Genomic DNA, 17688 nt, shown 5'->3' with positions numbered 1-17688 from the left:
GAATTGGTTAGATTGAACCCTTCGCTGGCTGCATCGCGTTGATGCGCACGGGCTTTTGACGAATTCCAAATATTTACCACCGGCTCTTGTTAAGCGGAGGGTGCCTCCGTATCTTCGGTGAAGTCGTTGGCCCGGATGGATGTTCGGGCGGCGCATGTCGACGGCGGCCACGGCGGTGGCGCGCTGCGCGACGACTCATGTCCATATCTGATCGGAGCCTTGTATGAACCACTCCATCAGCCTCACCGTGAACGGTGCGCGGCGCGACTTCGTCCTCGACGATCCGCGCGTCACGTTGCTCGATCTCCTGCGTGAGCGCCTCCATCTGACCGGAACCAAGAAGGGATGCGACCGCGGCCAATGCGGCGCCTGTACCATTCTCGCCGACGGCAAGCGCATCAACTCCTGCCTCGCGCTCGCGATCAGTCATGAAGGCGCCGACATTCTCACAATCGAAGGCATCGCACGCGGCGACCAGCTTCACCCCGTGCAGGCCGCCTTCATCGCCCATGACGGATTTCAGTGCGGCTTCTGCACGCCCGGCCAGATCATGAGCGCGATCGGCATGATGAGCGAGGCGCAGGCCGGCAACGATCCCGCGCGCATTCGCGAATGCATGAGCGGCAATCTGTGCCGCTGCGGCGCCTATGCCGGCATCGTCGATGCCGTGCTCGACGCGCAGGCCGGCATGGACGAATCCAACCAGAGGCGCTCCGCATGAAGCAATTTGATTACGTCAGGCCCGCCACGGTCGCCGAGGCCGTCGCTGCCGCGGCGCAGCCGGGCGCCGTCTATCTGGCCGCCGGGACCAATCTGCTCGATCTGATGAAGGGTGGCGTCAGCCGTCCCGATCGTCTGGTCGACGTCACCCATCTCGACGGGCTCGATCAAATCGAGCGCCTCGGCGACGGTGGTATGCGCATCGGCGCGCTGGTGAGCAACGCCGATCTCGCGCATGACGCGGACTTTGCCAAGGCCTACCCGGCTCTCGCCGAAGCGCTGCTCTCGGGCGCGTCAGCGCAACTGCGCAACGCGGCGACGGTCGGTGGCAATCTGCTGCAACGGACGCGTTGCGCGTATTTCTATGACACCGCCAGCCGCTGCAACAAGCGCGAGGCCGGCAGCGGTTGCGACGCGCGTGAGGGCGAGAACCGCACCCACGCAGTGCTCGGCTGGAGCGAAAACTGCATCGCCACGCATCCGTCCGACTTCTGCGTACCGCTGGTCGCGCTTGACGCCATCATCGAGATCGAGGGCAGGAACGGGCGGCGCGAGATCGCGCTCGACGAATTGCATCGGCTGCCCGGAGATACGCCCGAGCGTGAATCGGCGCTCGAACCGGGTGATCTCATCGTCGCGGTGCGCCTGCCGCCGGCTGCGCGCGGCTTTGCCGCGCATGCGCGCTATCTCAAGGTCCGCGATAGGGCGTCCTACGCGTTTGCCGTCGTCTCGGCTGCGGCTGCGCTGCGGTTCGAGAATGGCAAGATCGCGGAGGCGCGGCTTGCGCTGGGCGGTGTCGCCGCAAAGCCGTGGCGCGCCCGCGCTGCGGAGGACGTGCTCAGGAACGTCGCGCCCACGGTGGACGCTTTCCAGGAAGCCGCCTCGCGCGCGCTCACCGACGCAAAACCGTCCGGCGACAACGCCTTCAAGATCGAGCTCGCGCGCCGCATCGTCGTGCGCGCGCTGAGCCTCGCCGTCGCCGGTACGCCCGCGCGCATCCCCGCGCTGCCGGCCTCTCCCTTTGCCTCGACCTCCGGAGCCCTTCATGCCCGAGCTTAATCTCACCAGCGCACCCGCCCATCTGCGCCACGGCTCGAACGTCGGCCAGCCGCTGACCCGCCGCGACGGGGTGCTCAAGGTCAAAGGCCAGGCGACCTACGCCGCCGACAATCATCCGCCCGGCATGCTGTTTGCGGTGCTGGCCGTCGCCAGCATTTCGCGTGGCCGCGTGACCTCGCTCGATGTCGCGGCGGCCAAGCGCCACCCCGGCGTCGTCGATGTCATGACGCCAGACCACAAGCCTGAGCTCGCGATCGACCCCGAGATCAAGACCAATCCATTCGTATTCCGGATGGAGGTCTTGCAGAGCAACGAGGTCCGCTACGCCAACCAGCCGATCGCCGTCGTGATCGCCGAGACGCTGGAGGCGGCGACGGAAGGCGCGGCGCTGCTGGCGCCGCGCTACGAGACGCTGCCTGCGCTCATTGGGCTCGATGCGGGTGAAAGCTTCGTGCCGCCGGTCGTCGGCGTCGGCAACCCCACGGAAAATCATCGCGGCGATGTGGAGGCGGGACTTGCGTCGGCCGAGAAGCGGATCGACGCGGTTTACGAAACGCCGCCGCAATATCACAATGCGATGGAGCCGCATGCGATCGTGGCTGCATGGGATGGCGACAACCTGCAGATCGACATGCCGACCCAGGGTCTCATGCTGTCGCTGGCGCGTGTTGCCGAATTGTTCGGCATCGCGCACGACAAGATCCACATCCGCAGTCCGTTCCTCGGCGGCGGGTTCGGCTCGAAGGGGCTCATGGCTGGTCCTCCGGTCCTCGGCATCATGGCGGCAAAGCTCGTCGGCAAACCGGTCAAGCTGGTGCTGCGCCGTGAGCAGATGTACGGCCCGGTCGGCCATCGCGCGCCGACGCGTCAGCGGCTGCGCATCGGCACCGACGGGGAGGGGCACCTGACCGCGCTCGATCACCATGCGAGGACCGTGTCGAGCACGTTTGATGATTTCTACGAGCCCGCGGCCGATGCCTCGCACACGCTCTATGCGGCGCCCGCGATCCGCACGTCGCATGATGCCGTGCGCGTCAACACCGGCACGCCGCTGTTCATGCGCGCGCCCGGCGAGGCGACCGGCTCGATCGCGCTGGAGAGCGCGATCGACGAGATGGCTTGGGCCTGCGGCATCGATCCGCTTGCCTTTCGTCTGAAGAACTATGCCGAGGTCGAGCCGATCACCAGCAAGCCGTTCTCGTCCAAGGCATTGCGCGCGTGCTACGAGCAGGGCGCGGCGCGCTTCGGCTGGGCGAAGCGATCGCTCCAGCCGCGGCAGATGCGCGACGACGATGGTCTTCTGGTCGGCTGGGGCATGGGCACCGCGACCTTCCCGGCGTTGATGTTCCAGGCGGAAGCGCGTGCCGTGCTTCGCCGCGACGGCTCCGGTGCCATGGAGATCGGCGCGCATGACATGGGGCAGGGCGCCTGGACGGCGCTGGCCCAAATCGCGGCCGACGAACTGGGGCTCGATATCGACCGCCTGGAGTTCAAGGCCGGCACGTCCGACCTGCCCGATGCCGGCATCGCCGGCGGCTCGGCACACACGGCAACCGCGGGTGCCGCGATCCACAGCGCAGGCGCCGCTGTGATTGCAAAACTCGCCGATCTCGCCGCCAGCGATGAGCGCTCTCCGCTGTTCGGCGCCGGCAATGCCGGCGTGATCGCGCGCGATGGCAGGTTGATCCGGCGCGACGACGAGAGCCGCGGCGAAAGCTACGCCGAGATTCTCGCGCGTGCCGGCGTCGCCGAGGTCGAGGCGCGCGGCACCGGCGCGCCGAATCCGGCCGCGATGGAGGAGTATGCGATGCACGCCCATGGCGCGGTATTCGCGGAGGTGAAGGTCGATCCCGAACTCGGTCAGGTCCGCGTCACCCGCATGGTCGGCGCCTTCGCCGCGGGGCGCATCGTCAACCCGCGCATGGTGCAGAGCCAACTGTTCGGTGGCATGATCTGGGGCCTATCCTTCGCCTTGCACGAGGAAGCCATCACCGACCGCCGCACGGGCCGGATCATGAACGCCAATCTCGGCGAGTACCATATCCCGGTGAATGCCGACGTGCCGCCGCTCGACGTGATCACGGTCGAGGAGCACGATCCGCACGTGAACGCGCTCGGCATCAAGGGTGTCGGCGAAATCGGCATCACCGGCAGTGCAGGGGCAGTCGCTAACGCCGTCTGGCACGCGACGGGCGTGCGTGTGCGTCGCTTCCCGATCCGGATTGAGGAGTTGCTGACGTAGCTTTGAGGCCGCGCGCGGACGATCCTCTCGCTCCGCCGCGCGCTAGTGCAGCTTCTTGCGAAGAGCCTTGAGCGCTTCTCGCTGCGCCTCGATGTAGTTCGCGATGGCCTTGCGCAGCTCCTCCGAATGGAGCTTGTCGCTGTCGCGCTGCACTTCATCGAGTGCGGCCTCTGCATTGGCGAGCGTGATCTTCATAGCGAGCCCTGTTACGAAGCGGCCCCGGAAACCGGAGGCTGCTTGGCTATCGCTCGAAACATATAGAGGATCAGGCTGCGGAAATTGAGATGGCTCAAGCTCCGTATGATACCGGTGGCTCCGTGGGATTCCGGCTAACTTCAAAACGTCGGAGGCGTGCAGGCCGAAATGACCTCACACGGCTTGCCGCCGACGCAGCGGAAGCGATGCGGGCGACGGCTCTCGAAATAGTAGGCATCGCCCGGATTGAGGATGCGGCGCTCGTCCTCGACGGTGACTTCGAGCTTGCCCGAGATCACGATGCCCCCTTCTTCGCCGTCATGGACGAGGTGAACGCGCCCGGTGTCGCTGCCGGGCTCGTAGCGCTCCTTCAGGATCTGCAGGCTGCGACCGAACAGATTGTCGCCTATTTGCCGATACGAGATCGGTTTCTTGCCGACCTCGGTCAGCTCTTCGCCGCGGTAGAAGATCTTGCGCCGGCTCTCAGGCTCCAGCGCGAAGAACTCGGCGAGCCCCATCGGAATGCCGTCGAGGATGCGCTTGAGCGCCCCCACCGACGGGTTCATCTGGTTGGATTCGATCAGCGAAATCGTCGAATTGGTGACGCCCGCGCGTTTGGCAAGTTCGCGCTGCGACAGCTTCTGGCGCGCCCGGATGAATCGCAGCCGTCCACCGATATCGACGCTCATGTCCCTGTCCCGTGTTGCAGGTGTTGCGGATCGCGCAAATATGGACCGGCAGCCCCAGTCAAATCAATGGCTTGCAGCCCATCAGAAAAGGACTTGTTGCGCTTTTCAAGCCGTGCCTCTGGTAGCAGGTCAGCAAAGGAGCGTGGCCCGTGACCCTTCATCAGATTCCGAACACCATCAAGACCGACTCGTTCTGGATGCCGTTCACGGCCAACCGGCAGTTCAAGAAGGCGCCGCGCCTGTTCTCCTCGGCCGAGGGCATGCATTACACCACCGTCGACGGCCGCAAGGTGATCGACGCCTCCGCCGGCCTCTGGTGCGTCAATGCCGGCCACGGCCGCAAGCAGATCGCGGCTGCCGTCGAGCGCCAGCTGATGACGCTGGATTTCGCACCGTCGTTCCAGATGGGCCATCCGCTGGCATTCGACTTCGCAGAGCGTCTGGCCGAGATCGCGCCGAACGGCCTCGATCGCATCTTCTTCACCAATTCCGGCTCCGAGTCGGTCGACACCGCGCTGAAGATCGCGCTCGCCTATCACCGCGCCAACGGCCAGGCGAGCCGCACCCGCCTGATCGGCCGCGAGCGCGGCTATCACGGCGTCGGCTTCGGCGGCACCTCGGTCGGCGGCATGGTCGCCAACCGCCGCGCCTTCGCCACCCTGCTGCCGGGCATCGACCACATCCGCCATACCCACGATCTCACCCGCAACGCCTTCGCCAAGGATCAGCCCGAGCATGGCGCCGAGCTCGCCGATGATCTCGAGCGGCTGGTGGCCCTGCACGGCGCCGAGACCATTGCTGCCGTCATCGTCGAGCCGGTGCCGGGCTCGACCGCGGTGTTGCCGCCGCCGAAGGGCTATCTCCAGCGCCTGCGCGAGATCTGCGACAAGCACGGCATCCTCCTGATCTTCGACGAGGTCATCACCGGCTTCGGCCGCCTCGGCACGCCGTTCGCCGCCAACTTCTTCGGCGTCACGCCTGATATGATGACGACGGCTAAGGGCATCACCAACGGCACCATTCCCTGCGGCGCCGTGTTTGCGAGTCGCAAGGTTCACGACGGCCTGATGGTCGGCCCCGAGAACGCGATGGAGCTGTTCCACGGCTATACCTATTCGGCCCATCCGGTCGCCTGCGCCGCGGGCATCGCCACGCTCGACATCTACAAGGACGAAGGCCTGCTGACGCGCGGTGCGTCGATCTCAGAATATTGGCGCGATGCGCTGCATTCGCTGAAGGGCCTGCCCAACGTCGTCGACATCCGCAATTGCGGCCTGATGGGCGCGGTCGAACTGTCGCCGCGTGACGGCACCGTCGGCGTGCGTGGCTACGACGTCATGGTCGACTGCTTCAATCGCGGGCTGTACTTCCGCATGAGCGGCGATAGCTTTGCGCTGTCGCCTCCGCTCATCGTCGAGAAGAGCCACATCGACGATATCGTGTCGATCCTCGGCGATGCCATCAAGCGGGTGGCCTGATAATTGCTCTCGCCGTTGCGGAGTTCCCTCTTGCAGCGGCGAGCGTGATGCCGCGGGAGTTTGACGAAGCGTGAAAGTTCTGATCCTCGGCAGCGGCGTCATCGGTGTCACCTCTGCCTACTACCTCGCGCGTGCCGGCCATGAGGTGACGGTTGTCGACCGTCAGCCCGAGCCGGCGCTCGAGACCTCCTTTGCCAATGCCGGCGAAGTGTCGCCCGGCTATTCCTCGCCCTGGGCTGGTCCCGGCGTACCGGTGAAGGCGTTCAAATGGCTGCTGATGAAGCACGGCCCGCTGGTGATCCGGCCGAAGCTCGATCCCGCGATGTGGGTCTGGCTGCTCAAGATGCTGCGCAACTGCACCAGCGAACGTTACGCGGTCAACAAGAGCCGGATGATTCCGATCGCGGAATATAGCCGCGATTGCCTGCGCGATCTGCGCCGCGACATCGGTATCCAGTATGACGAGCGCTCGCAGGGCACCTTGCAGCTGTTCCGCTACCAGGCCCAGCTCGACGGCACCGGAGAGGACATCGCCGTGCTCAAGGAGTACGGCGTACCGTTCGAGGTGCTGAGCCGCGAGGGCTGCATCGCGGCCGAGCCGGCGCTGGCGGGCGTGAAGGAGAAGTTCGCGGGCGGGCTGCGCTTGCCGCAGGACGAGACCGGCGACTGTCACATGTTCACGCAGGCCCTGGCCAAGCATGCCGAAGCGCTCGGCGTGCGCTTCATGTTCAACACCGGCATCGACCGCATCGTCACCGACGGTGCGCGCGTCAGCGGCGTCGCGACCAGCGCCGGCATGTTGCAGGCAGACGCTTACGTGCTCGCGCTCGGAAGCTGGTCGTCGCGGCTGGTCGCGCCGCTCGATATTTCGCTTCCGGTCTATCCCGTGAAGGGCTATTCGATCACGGTGCCGATCAAGGACGCTTCCGGTGCGCCGGAATCGACTGTGATGGACGAGAGCTATAAAGTCGCCATCACGCGCCTCGGCAATCGCATCCGCGTCGGCGGCACCGCCGAAATCTCCGGCTTCTCGAGCCAGCTCTACGACGCGCGGCGCGCCACGCTCGATCACTCGCTGACCGATCTGTTCCCGCGCGGCGGCGATCTCTCCAAGGCGACGTTCTGGAGCGGCCTGCGCCCGATGACCCCGGACGGCCCGCCCGTGATCGGCCCGACGCAATACGCCAACCTTCACCTCAACACCGGCCACGGCACGCTGGGCTGGACCATGTCCTGCGGCTCCGGCCGCGTGCTCGCCGACATGCTGTCGGGCAAGAAGCCGGACATTGATGTGAGCGCGCTGACAGTGGACCGGTACAAATATCGGTTCGGCTAAGTCTCTATCCTCCCGTCATCGCGAGGAGCGAAGCGACGAAGCAATCCAGAGTGTCTCCGCGGTGAGAGTCTGGATTGCTTCGCTTCGTTCGCAATGACGGCTGCGCTACCCCGTCCCCGTCACGCAATTCACCCACAGCACCACCGCCTTGGCATCCTCGGCCGGGTTGGAGAACCGGTGCGGCCTTCGGCTTGCAAACCGAAAACTGTCGCCGGCCTTCAGCGACCATGTCTCGCTGTCCACTGTCAGCATCATCTCGCCTTCGAGCACAAGGCCGGCCTCTTCGCCGTCATGCGTGTAGAGTTCGTCGCCGGTGGAGCCGCCGGGCTCCAGATGTACCAGGAACAGGTTGAGGCGGTTGTCGGCGCTGGCGGGGCTCAGCAATTGCTTCGACACGCCGGTGCGCCAGAGCTTCAGCTCGGGCCGCTGAAGCCCGCGCGTGACGATTTGGTCGGATGCACCGTCGGCGTTCGGGCTCGCGCCGAACAGCGCGGCGATGCCGACGCCGAGCACGTCGGCGAGCGTGGCCAGCACGCGCAGCGACGGCGACGACAGGCCGCGCTCGATCTGGCTGAGAAAGCCGATCGACAGCTCCGTGCGCGAAGCGACCGTCTCGAGCGAGAATTGCCTGATCCGCCTGAGATCGCGAATGCGGCGGCCAACCGCGACATCCATTGCCGGCTCGGCCGCTTTGGCGATAGCCTTGGTGCTGGCGTTGGCTTTCACCTTCGCCTTCATCTGCACCTTCTTCACCGGCTTTGCGGCGGCCGGTCTGCGCATTCTTTTGCCACCGCTCACGTCAAACCGCTTCCTTCATGTCCATGAAAACCGCTTGCAACTGCCGTGAAAGTGTGACCAAATTTTCATATTGGTGAAAATAGGCCGAAACGGCTTGGCCCGCAACGTCTGCGATGACGAGATCCGCGAGCGCCGCCATCGGCCGGACCCAAGGGGGATGCGATGAAGCGTTTTGGTCTGGCCGCGGTAGCGGCACTCGCGATTGCCGCAGCAGCGCCGGCTTCGGCGCAGCAAGTGCTGAAGGTCGGCTCGACGCCGACAGGCATTCCCTTCACCTTCCTCGACACCAAGACCAATTCCATCCAGGGCATCATGGTCGATCTCGTCACTGAAGTGGGCAAGGATGCCGGCTTCAACGTGCAGATCGAGCCGATGCAGTTCTCGGCGCTGATCCCGTCGCTGACATCGAGCAAGATCGACATCATCGCGGCCGCGATGTTCATCACCGCGCCGCGCAAGGAGGTCGTCGACTTCTCCGACCCGATCTACACTTATGGCGAAGGCCTCGTAGTGCCGAAGAGCGATGCCAAGGCCTACGCCACCCAGGACGATCTCAAGGGCGAGACCGTCGGCGCCCAGGTCGGCACCGCCTTCGTCGATGCGCTGAAGAAGTCCGGCCTGTTTGCGGACGTCAAGGCCTACGATACCATTCCCGACATCCTGCGCGACGTGAATACCGGCCGCCTCAAGGCCGGCTACGCCGACTACCCGATCCTCGCCTACAATCTGAAGCAGGGCGGCTTCCCCGAGGTGCGTTTGGTCGACGGCTATAAGCCAGTCACCGTCGGTTCGGTCGGCATCGGCGTGCGCAAGGGCGAGACCGCGCTGCTCGGCAAGATCAACGCCTCGCTCGCCAAGCTGAAGGCCAACGGCACTATCGACAAGATCCTCGATAAATGGGGTCTGAAGGCGCAAGGTTGATCGCGAGAGGCCGATCGATGAAGGCTGATCGATGAAAGGCTTCTGGCACGACGCGGCCGAATTCTTCCCGATCCTGATGAGCGGCGTCGTGCTGACGATCGTCGTCACCATCGGCTCGCTGCTGCTTTCGACGGTGCTTGGCCTTGTCTGGGCGATGATGCGGGTCTCCGGCATCCGCGTCCTGTCGCTGCTCAGCGCCAGCCTGATCAATGTGATCCGCGGCATTCCGATCATCGTGCTGTTGTTCTACCTCTACTTCGTGATGCCCGATCTCGGCGTCACGCTGTCCGCGTTGCAGGCCGCGATCCTTGGGCTCGGCATCGCCTACTCGGCCTATCAGGCGGAAAATTTCCGCGCCGGTATCGAGGCGATCGACAAAGGGCAGATCGAGGCGGCGCAATCGATCGGCATGGGCTGGTGGCTGACCATGCGCCGCGTCGTGCTGCCGCAGGCGGTGCGCATCGTGCTGCCGCCCTATGGCAACGTCATGATCATGATGCTGAAGGATTCCTCGCAGGCCTCGACCATCACGGTGGCCGAGCTCGCGCTGCAAGGCAAACTGATCGCGTCCTCGACCTTCAAGAACACCAACGTGTTTACGATGGTCGCGCTGATGTATCTCACCATGAGCATTCCGCTGATCCTGCTGGTCCGTCACTTCGAGAAGCGGGCCGGCAAGAGATGATCGAGCTGACCGACGTCCACAAGAGCTTTGGCGAGAACGAGGTGCTCAAGGGCATCACGGCGTCCGTCCAGAAGGGCGAGGTGGTCTGCATCGTCGGCCCCTCCGGCTCCGGCAAGTCAACCATCTTGCGCTGTATCAATGGTCTCGAAAGCTATGACCGCGGCGAGATCAGCGTCGAGGGATTGAAGGTCGACCGCGACGCGCCGTCGATCGTGCAAGTCCGCACCCAGGTCTCGATGGTGTTCCAGCGCTTCAACCTGTTTCCGCACCGGACGGTGCTGGAGAACGTCGTCGAAGGTCCGCTCTATGTGAAGAAGGAGCCGCGCGCTGCCGCATTCGAGCGTGGCCGCGCGCTGCTCGCCCAGGTGGGCCTTGCCGAGAAAGCCAACGAACATCCGCCGCAGCTCTCCGGCGGCCAGCAGCAACGCGTCGCGATCGCACGGGCGCTGGCGATGCAGCCCAAGGCCATCCTGTTCGACGAACCGACCTCGGCGCTCGATCCTGAATTGGTCGGCGACGTTCTCGGCGTGATGCGCAAGCTCGCCGACGATGGCATGACGATGGTCGTCGTCACCCACGAGATGGGCTTTGCCCGCGACGTCGCCGACCGCGTGCTGTTCATCGACGGCGGCGTCATCGTCGAGCAGGGACCGGCAAAATCGGTGCTCAACCAACCGCAGCATGCGCGGACGCAGGATTTTCTGCGCCGCGTGCTGCATCCGCTCTGATCGGTCTTCGCCATGACCACGCGCCTGCCTCTGCCGCCGTCTCTCTATGCCGACACCGCCGTCGCGCCGGTGGCCACGCCGCCACTCGACGCCGACAAGACGGTCTCGGTCGCCATCATCGGCGGTGGCTACACAGGTCTGTCCACCGCGTTGCATCTGGCGGAGCAGGGCGTCGAGGCGCTGGTGCTGGAGGCGCAGGAGCCGGGCTGGGGCGCATCCGGCAATAATGGCGGCCACACCAATCCCGGCTTGAAGCACGACCCAGATCAGATCGAGGCGGATTTTGGCACTGAGCTCGGCCGCCGCATGATCGACTTCTCCTACGGCACGACGAATTTCACGCATGATTTGATCCGCCGCTACCAGATCCCGTGCGAAGCGCGGCAGAACGGTACGCTGCGCGCGGCCTATAACGAGGCCAGCGCCGCCGCGATCGAGACAACCGCACAACAGTGCATCGCGCGTGGCATGCCGGTGTCGTACCTGAATCGCGAGCAGCTGCGCGAGATGACCGGCACGGATCGTTACATCGGCGCCATGTTCGATACCCGCGGCGGCGACCTGCATCCACTCAGCTACGCCCGCGGCCTCGCGCGCGCCGCGATTTCGGCAGGCGCGAAAATCCATGGCGAAACACCGGCGCTGTCGCTGCGCCGCGAGGGCAGCCGATGGCGCATCGAGACGCCGTGCGCGGTGGTGCATGCCGAAAAGGTGCTGCTCGCGACCAACGGTTTTACGGACGATCTCTGGCCGGCGCTCCGCCGCACCATTGTGCCGGTGTTCTCTTCGATCGCTGCCACCGCGCCGCTCTCGGACGACGTCGCGCGTTCGATCATGCCGACGCGTCCCGTCCTTTACGAGAGCGGCCACATCACCGTCTATTACCGCATCGATCAGCAGAACCGCCTCTTGATGGGCGGCCGCGGCCCGATGCGCTGGATCAGTTCGCCCACCGACGTCGCCTATCTCATGCGATACGCCGAACGGCTGTGGCCGCAGCTCAAGGGCGTTGCCTGGACCCATGGCTGGAACAGCCGGCTCGCCATCACCGCGGATCATTACCCGCATGTGCACGAGCCCGCGGACAACCTCCTGATCTCGCTCGGTTGCAACGGCCGCGGCGTCGCGCTCTCGACCGCGATGGGCGCGCAGCTCGCGCGGCGTCTGATCGGCGGCGCCAAGGCCGAGATCGACATGCCCGTCACCGGCATCAAGCCGATCCCGATGCACGCATTCTGGCCGGTGGGCGTGACGACGGCAGTGATCGCGGGCCGGGTGCGGGACCGGCTGGGGATCTAAGCTCAGCCCTCCGCCACCGCGTCGGCCCAGGGCTGGAAGATCTCGACCGCGCCGGAATTGGTGTCGCCGTCGCGCATCACGACGCTCGGGCAGGCGAACTTCTGCGGCAAGGACTGCACCCGCGCTTCCTCATAGTCGAATCGCGCCGCGAGCGTCTCACGTGTGTCCGCCGGCAACCTGGTATCGCCGATCACGATCGCGCCTTCGCTGGCGTCGATCCGCGGTTGGTGGATCGCGGCATCGAGATCCATGCCGAAATCCATCGCAAACGACACGATCTGCATCACCGACGGCAGGATGCGGCGACCGCCGGAGGCGCCGACCGCGAGCCGTCTGCCGTCCTTGGCCTCGGCGATGACAGGCGTGTAGTTGGTGAGGCAGCGCTTGCCAGGCGCGAGCGAGTTGGTGGTACCCGGCGTCGGGTCGAACCACATGATGCCGTTGTTCATGGCAATGCCGGTGTGCGGCGTGACGTATTTCGAGCCGAAGGATGACAGCAGCGTCTGCGTCACCGCTGCGATATTGCCGTGGCGGTCGACCACGGAGAAATGCGTGGTGCAGGCGGGCGCCAGATAGTCCGCGCCGAGCGAGCGCTTGCCGTCGGCGTCGCCCATGTCCTTGAGCCGCTCGCGATAGGCCGATTGCAGCGCGGCGGCATATTCGGCGTAGGCGGCCGCATCGGGCGCGCGTCCCGGCTTCAGGTTCTGTTGCAACAGGCGCAGCGCATGCGCCATCGTCGGCCCGGCCGTGAGCTCCGGCGTCGCAAACACCTTGCCGCCGCGATAGGGGATCGCCAGCGGCTCGCGCGGATGGGCTCGGAACGCGGCGAGGTCCTCCACCGACAGCGCGCCGCCGTCGGCGTTGATGTCGGATGCGATGCTCCTGGCGAGATCGCCTTGGTAGAAATCGCGCGGACCGGCGGCCGCAAGATGCGACAACGTCGCCTTCAGCGCATCCAGCGGCAGCCGCGTCTCGGACTTGATGCCCCATGGCGCGCTTGGAGGAAGGCCGTCCTTCAGGAACGTTGTCGCGCTCGCGGGATAGCGCCGAAGATCGGCCGCCGATGCCGCGATCGTCAGCGTGGTCCACCAGTCGACCAGCAGGCCTTCGCCGGCGAGGGCCGCGGCCGGCGCGACCAGATCTTTCCACGGCAGCCTGGCATGGCGGCGATGCGCCTCCTCCATGCCGGCGACGACGCCGGGCACGGCGATCGCGCCGGGGCCGTGGATGTTGCGGTCGTCCTTGACCCGCTGCCAGGGAAACAGATCGGAAGCCGCGCCTTCGCCGCTGAGCGGATAGTCGGCGGCGCGCAGGCCTTGCGGCGCGCACATGCCGTAGTCGATCACCTCGTAGCGATTTTCCGCGGCACGGTAGAGCACCATCGCGCCGCCGCCGCCCATGCCGCTGTTCCAGGGCTCCAGCACGTTCAGCGCGAAGGTGGTAGCGACGATCGCATCCACGCAGTCGCCGCCCGCCGCCAGCACTTGCGCCCCCACTTCGGCCGCCCGCCGGGACTGTGCGGCGACGATGCCGCCTCTGGATGTGACGGCGGGCTTGCGGACGGTTTGGGTGTGGCTGAACTGGTGCGGCATGATGATGTCTGTGTGCTGTCTTCGGTTTGGCTTCGTTGCGCTGAGCTCCGCGAAGAATGGCACATCGCCCCCACCGAGAACATCGAAAGGGCGAGGCGGCATGGCTGGTGTGAAACAGGCGAGGGAGGCGCCAACGCGAGAGTGCCCGGGGCATAGGCGAGCGGAAGCGACGCCGTCCTTCGGACGGCTACGCCCGGGCATCATGAGTTGAGAGACCGATCAGTGGGAAGCGGAAGCTACAGGGCTCAGCGCGCGCGATCCAGCCGGCTGGCCTGATACTTGGCGTGCCATTTCGGGCCAGGCCCGCGCATGTAGTGGAGCTCGGGCCGGTAGGGATTGCCCGCGATCCGGATCAGCGTCAGCCATTTGCTGGCGATGAAGTTCAGGGGCTGGCGGAGCAGGATCAGTGACGCGAGCAACATGGCATCACCTCAGTGCGCCTTGCCGAGCATGGCAGTGAAGGGGAGATCGAAGATCTCCTCGCCGTCGGAGCCGCTGACATGGATCACCCAGTCGCGCCAATCCTCAGCGCCGGGCGTCAGGATCATCGCGTTCATGATCTGGGCGGCACGGTCGCGCGCCTCGGTCAGGTTGGTCACCGCTGTGCCGCTGCGATCGATCAGCGTGCCCTCGGTATTGGAGCAGTGAAAATAGACCTGGACCATATGCGTCTCCTATTGGGAGCGATTGGGACGGCAAACCGATACCATTCCAAGCCTTCGCGAAACATTCGGGTCGAGCCCGGTAAGGGAATCTACGGAGATTGGTCGGCGCCAAGTCCCCTGCCGGTTTGATCACAAGGGGGTGTTGATCAACTGGACGGCATTCCCACGGCATGGAACAACCCTGGACGGAAAGTCCGGGAGGCGCCGTGAACCATCTCACCTTTTGGCGTGAAAGCCGAAGCCTGCGCGCATGCGCGGGCGCCTTGGTGGTGCTCCTGACCCTCGCCTCGGTAGGCTCATCAGAACCGGTCCGCAAGAGCGGCTATGCGATCGGAACGGAGACCTGCGGCAGTGCCGATCTGGCTTTTCCAAAAATCCAGATCGACATGAAGGCGGGATTTTGCGCTGGCCTCGTCGCCAGCGAGGAAGATCGGCTGAAATTCCCGCGCGCGATCATCCAGGTGCCCGGTCGTGACCTGTTCGTGGTCGCCGACATGGCGGGCTGGGGCCATACCGATGGCCGGCTGCTGTTGCTCGACCCGCGCGCGCCCCAGGGACAGCGGTTCAAGGAGCTGCTGACTGCAATCGAATATCCGTTCGGTCTCGTGATCGGTCCGGACAAGAAGCTCTATGCCTCGAGCGCGGAGACGATCTTTCGGTTCGATCCGCTCGCCGACAATCCGCGCGACACGGTCGAGACCATCGTCCGTCATATGCCCGGCCGCCGGATCACATTGCCCGATGGGACCAGGGTCGACGAGAGCGCGCATCCACTCAAGCAGTTTGTCTTTGATAAGAACGGCCGGCTGTTCGTCAACATCGGCTCGCACAGCGACGACTGCATCACGCCGGCGCCGATCACGAGACCTTGCGCGGCGGCCGAGGGCGCTTCTGCGATGGCGTCGATCTGGCTGTTCACGCCGCCCCCGGGCGGTATCTTCCCGGCGTTGAAGCCAGGCGAACCCGACCCGCCGCACGGCGTCTATGCGCGCGGCCTGCGCAACTCGATGGCGCTGGCGCTGCATCCGAGCTTTCCCGATGCGGGCTATGCCTTCCTGCAAGGCGAGAACGGCCGCGACCTGCCCGACATTTTCAAGCCGAACGAGGAGATCAACGCGATCGAGCAGGGCAGGCATTACGGCTGGCCTTATTGCTACGATCTGTCGACGCCGAGTCCCGAATTCAGGATCGTCTTGCAGTCGGGGGTCTACAAATCGCTGTGCACCGCGAACGCTCTCTACAAGGCGCCGTTCTCGCTGCTGCCGCCGCACGGCGCGCCGCTTGCGATGCTCTATTATCACGGAGCGAAATTTCCGGAGCTCGAGGGCAAGCTGCTGGTCGGTCTGCATGGCTATCGTCCGACCGGCAGCCGGGTCATCGTCTATGACGTCGACGACCACGGCTTCCCGAAGCCCGCCCCGGCGCCGGTGCCCTATCATGTCAGTTGCGCGGCCGATCCGACCCACAGCTTTCAGACCGAGGCCGGCGAGGTCGCCGCCGCGCCGTTCGAGGAACTGGTCGCAGGCTGGCACCGCGTCAACGGCGCGCGGCCGCAAGGTGCGCCCGTCGGCATGACGGTCGCGGAGGACGGCGCAATCTGGCTGGTCGAGGACAAGAACCAGACGGTGATCCGGATCGACCGCGCCGGGGGCGATGAGCCGCTGCCGTTGCCCTGCGACATGCGGAGCCAGGCGCTGATCGACCAGCTCGCGGCCTTCGTGGCCAGGGATGCTCAGAACAGCGCCCGGCTCACCAGCTTGCGCAAGGGCCTCGTCGAAAAACATTGCGTCGGCTGTCACTCGGATTTCGGCTTGAAGCCGGGCCAATCTGACGCTCAGAAGGACGCGACGGTGCTTCGCTTCATGCTGTCGCAGGATGGCTGGATCTATCCTGGTGATCCCGACTCCGGCAAGTTGCGCACGCGGCTTCGTGGGTTAGGCGCGGAGAAGCTGATGCCGCCGGGTGGCGAAGGCCTGCCGAAGGCCGAGCCTGGTTACACGCGCCTGCTCGATACGGCGGATCTGCTGGTGTCAAAAATGGTTCCAGGCATCCGGATGCGGACCAAGTCCGGCCCGCCGCAGCGCAAGTTCTTTGGCAAAACCAACAAGGAATGCGGCGAAATACCGGCCGCCAAGGTCGTCGTCGTGACACAAAGGAACGCTGTAGACAAACCCGGCTTCAGCCGCTTCTTCCGGCCGGCCGATCCCTATCTGAATGGCGAGTGCAGCGACGGCGATGGCTATTACATCCGGCAGGAATTTCTGGTGCCTGTGCAGTAGCGTTGTTCTCGTCCTTGCGACGGCACCGGCACGAGCGGAAACGAAACTGTTCGAAAGCGTGCAGGTGACGCCGTCAGGCGAATACACCTTTGGCATCGAAGGGCCGGCCGCCGATCTCGACGGCAATCTCTTCGTCGTCAATTTCGGCAAGCCCGGCACCATCGGCAAGCTGCCTGTCGGCGGCGCAGCGTCCGAGCCGTTCACGGCACTGCCCGAGGGCAGCGTCGGCAACGCCATCCGCTTCGCGCGCGACGGCACCATGTTCATCGCCGACTACAAGAAGCACAACATCTTCGCGATCCCGAAGGGATCGACCGAGCCCGCCATCTGGTTTCACTCCGACGAGATGAACCAGCCCAACGACATCACCATCGCCCGTGACGGCACGATCTACGCGAGCGATCCGAACTGGAAAGGTCGCGAAGGCCATATCTGGCGCATCGCGAAGGGAGCCGACGGAACGGTGCAGGGACAGCTCATGTCGGCGCCGCGCGCGATGGGCACCACCAACGGCATCGATCTCAGCCCCGATGACAAGACGCTCTATGTCGGGGAATCTAGTAGCGGTCAGATCTGGTCCTACATGGTCGGCGGCAACGAACTCACCAGTCCAAAACTCGTCAAGGCGTTTCAGCCCGACACCGTCGACGGCCTGCGCACCGACATGGCCGGCCGCCTCTATGTCGCGCGCATCCTCAAGGGCACGATCACGTTGATGAAGGCCAATGGCGCGGTCGAGCGGGAGATCGCGCTGAGGGCCAAGGAGCCGACCAATCTTGCCTTCGGAGGCCACGACGGCAAGACGATCTTCGTCACCCAGCGTCAGGGCGGCTTCGTCGAGTCCTTCCGCACCGACCAGCAGGGTCGCGAGCACTGCCTCCAGCGCGGGCGTTGCTGAGCTTCACGAGCGATCTGCTTCAGGCGCAGGGCGGTGCGACAGGGGCGGCATTCTTCTTGCTTGCATCTCGCCGCCGCGGGGATTTAGACATCTGTGGCACCCTC

The 17688-nt window shown here is 65.2% G+C and carries 18 protein-coding genes; 11 read left to right on the top strand and 7 right to left on the bottom strand.

Annotated elements, in window-relative coordinates:
• The first annotated feature begins 223 nt into the window (after positions 1-223).
• Genes AC0L3C_RS11775 through AC0L3C_RS11765 form a run of 3 tightly spaced genes read left to right on the top strand, consistent with a single transcriptional unit; the run spans position 224 to position 4021 of the window.
• Positions 224-721: a (2Fe-2S)-binding protein gene (locus tag AC0L3C_RS11775; RefSeq protein ID WP_473408066.1), complete on the top strand. Its 498-nt coding sequence runs from the start codon at positions 224-226 to the stop codon at positions 719-721.
• Positions 718-1779: an FAD binding domain-containing protein gene (locus AC0L3C_RS11770; RefSeq protein ID WP_473408065.1), complete on the top strand. Its 1062-nt coding sequence runs from the start codon at positions 718-720 to the stop codon at positions 1777-1779. The genes AC0L3C_RS11775 and AC0L3C_RS11770 overlap by 4 nt, the downstream gene beginning before the upstream one ends.
• A complete protein-coding gene (locus AC0L3C_RS11765; RefSeq protein WP_473408064.1) occupies positions 1766-4021 on the top strand; it encodes a xanthine dehydrogenase family protein molybdopterin-binding subunit in 2256 nt (751 codons plus the stop codon). Before AC0L3C_RS11770 ends, AC0L3C_RS11765 begins: the two co-directional genes overlap by 14 nt.
• A gap of 42 nt (positions 4022-4063) precedes the next feature.
• On the opposite strand, the gene AC0L3C_RS11760 is transcribed toward AC0L3C_RS11765, so the two are convergent.
• Both AC0L3C_RS11760 and AC0L3C_RS11755 read right to left on the bottom strand, forming a co-directional pair.
• Positions 4064-4216 carry a hypothetical protein gene (locus AC0L3C_RS11760; protein ID WP_473408063.1) on the bottom strand — a complete coding sequence of 51 codons (153 nt, stop codon included), beginning with the start codon at positions 4214-4216 and terminating at the stop codon, positions 4064-4066.
• Between the two features lie 140 nt (positions 4217-4356).
• Positions 4357-4905 (bottom strand): cupin domain-containing protein, encoded by a 549-nt coding sequence (locus AC0L3C_RS11755; RefSeq protein WP_007600574.1) that lies wholly within the window; start codon positions 4903-4905, stop codon positions 4357-4359.
• 149 nt (positions 4906-5054) lie between these two features.
• Here AC0L3C_RS11755 and aptA point away from each other — a divergent pair, with 149 nt between their 5' ends.
• Positions 5055-6383, top strand: coding sequence for an omega-aminotransferase AptA (gene aptA, locus AC0L3C_RS11750; RefSeq protein ID WP_473408062.1), 1329 nt, complete (start codon positions 5055-5057; stop codon positions 6381-6383).
• A 70-nt stretch (positions 6384-6453) separates the two neighbouring features.
• Entirely contained in the window at positions 6454-7719 is a 1266-nt protein-coding gene (locus AC0L3C_RS11745) for a D-amino acid dehydrogenase (protein ID WP_473284172.1), read from the top strand.
• A gap of 105 nt (positions 7720-7824) precedes the next feature.
• On the opposite strand, the gene AC0L3C_RS11740 is transcribed toward AC0L3C_RS11745, so the two are convergent.
• Both AC0L3C_RS11740 and AC0L3C_RS11735 read right to left on the bottom strand, forming a co-directional pair.
• Complete coding sequence (locus AC0L3C_RS11740) at positions 7825-8499, bottom strand: helix-turn-helix domain-containing protein (RefSeq protein WP_473284174.1); 675 nt, start codon at positions 8497-8499, stop codon at positions 7825-7827.
• Between the two features lie 19 nt (positions 8500-8518).
• Complete coding sequence (locus tag AC0L3C_RS11735; protein ID WP_473284176.1) at positions 8519-8656, bottom strand: hypothetical protein; 138 nt, start codon at positions 8654-8656, stop codon at positions 8519-8521.
• Between the two features lie 23 nt (positions 8657-8679).
• Between AC0L3C_RS11735 and AC0L3C_RS11730 the strand changes: the two genes are divergently transcribed.
• The 4 genes from AC0L3C_RS11730 to AC0L3C_RS11715 are packed head-to-tail and all read left to right on the top strand — an operon-like array spanning position 8680 to position 12150.
• Positions 8680-9438, top strand: coding sequence for an ABC transporter substrate-binding protein (locus tag AC0L3C_RS11730; protein WP_473408061.1), 759 nt, complete (start codon positions 8680-8682; stop codon positions 9436-9438).
• A 31-nt stretch (positions 9439-9469) separates the two neighbouring features.
• On the top strand, positions 9470-10123 hold the full coding sequence (locus AC0L3C_RS11725; protein ID WP_063993773.1) for an amino acid ABC transporter permease: 654 nt from the start codon (positions 9470-9472) through the stop codon (positions 10121-10123).
• Positions 10120-10851: an amino acid ABC transporter ATP-binding protein gene (locus AC0L3C_RS11720; protein WP_027568180.1), complete on the top strand. Its 732-nt coding sequence runs from the start codon at positions 10120-10122 to the stop codon at positions 10849-10851. Before AC0L3C_RS11725 ends, AC0L3C_RS11720 begins: the two co-directional genes overlap by 4 nt.
• A gap of 12 nt (positions 10852-10863) precedes the next feature.
• On the top strand, positions 10864-12150 hold the full coding sequence (locus AC0L3C_RS11715) for an NAD(P)/FAD-dependent oxidoreductase (protein WP_473408060.1): 1287 nt from the start codon (positions 10864-10866) through the stop codon (positions 12148-12150).
• Between the two features lie 2 nt (positions 12151-12152).
• Here AC0L3C_RS11715 and AC0L3C_RS11710 read toward each other — a convergent pair whose 3' ends face one another.
• The 3 genes from AC0L3C_RS11710 to AC0L3C_RS11700 form a co-directional block, all read right to left on the bottom strand.
• The gene (locus AC0L3C_RS11710; protein WP_473263357.1) at positions 12153-13742 is read right to left on the bottom strand and encodes a gamma-glutamyltransferase family protein; all 1590 of its coding nucleotides are present in this window, start codon (positions 13740-13742) and stop codon (positions 12153-12155) included.
• Positions 13743-13987: 245 nt separating this feature from the next.
• Positions 13988-14164 (bottom strand): hypothetical protein, encoded by a 177-nt coding sequence (locus AC0L3C_RS11705; protein WP_473284186.1) that lies wholly within the window; start codon positions 14162-14164, stop codon positions 13988-13990.
• 9 nt (positions 14165-14173) lie between these two features.
• The gene (locus AC0L3C_RS11700; protein WP_473408059.1) at positions 14174-14407 is read right to left on the bottom strand and encodes a DUF6894 family protein; all 234 of its coding nucleotides are present in this window, start codon (positions 14405-14407) and stop codon (positions 14174-14176) included.
• Positions 14408-14613: 206 nt separating this feature from the next.
• On the opposite strand from AC0L3C_RS11700, the gene AC0L3C_RS11695 reads away from it, so the two are divergent.
• Positions 14614-16686 (top strand): PQQ-dependent sugar dehydrogenase, encoded by a 2073-nt coding sequence (locus AC0L3C_RS11695; protein ID WP_473408058.1) that lies wholly within the window; start codon positions 14614-14616, stop codon positions 16684-16686.
• A complete protein-coding gene (locus AC0L3C_RS11690; RefSeq protein WP_473284190.1) occupies positions 16643-17584 on the top strand; it encodes an SMP-30/gluconolactonase/LRE family protein in 942 nt (313 codons plus the stop codon). The genes AC0L3C_RS11695 and AC0L3C_RS11690 overlap by 44 nt, the downstream gene beginning before the upstream one ends.
• Positions 17585-17688: the final 104 nt, after the last annotated feature.

The sequence above is a fragment of the Bradyrhizobium sp. WSM4872 genome (assembly GCF_055811715.1).
Note: the sequence above shows the minus strand (reverse complement) of the source record. Positions and strands in the feature narration are given on the sequence as shown.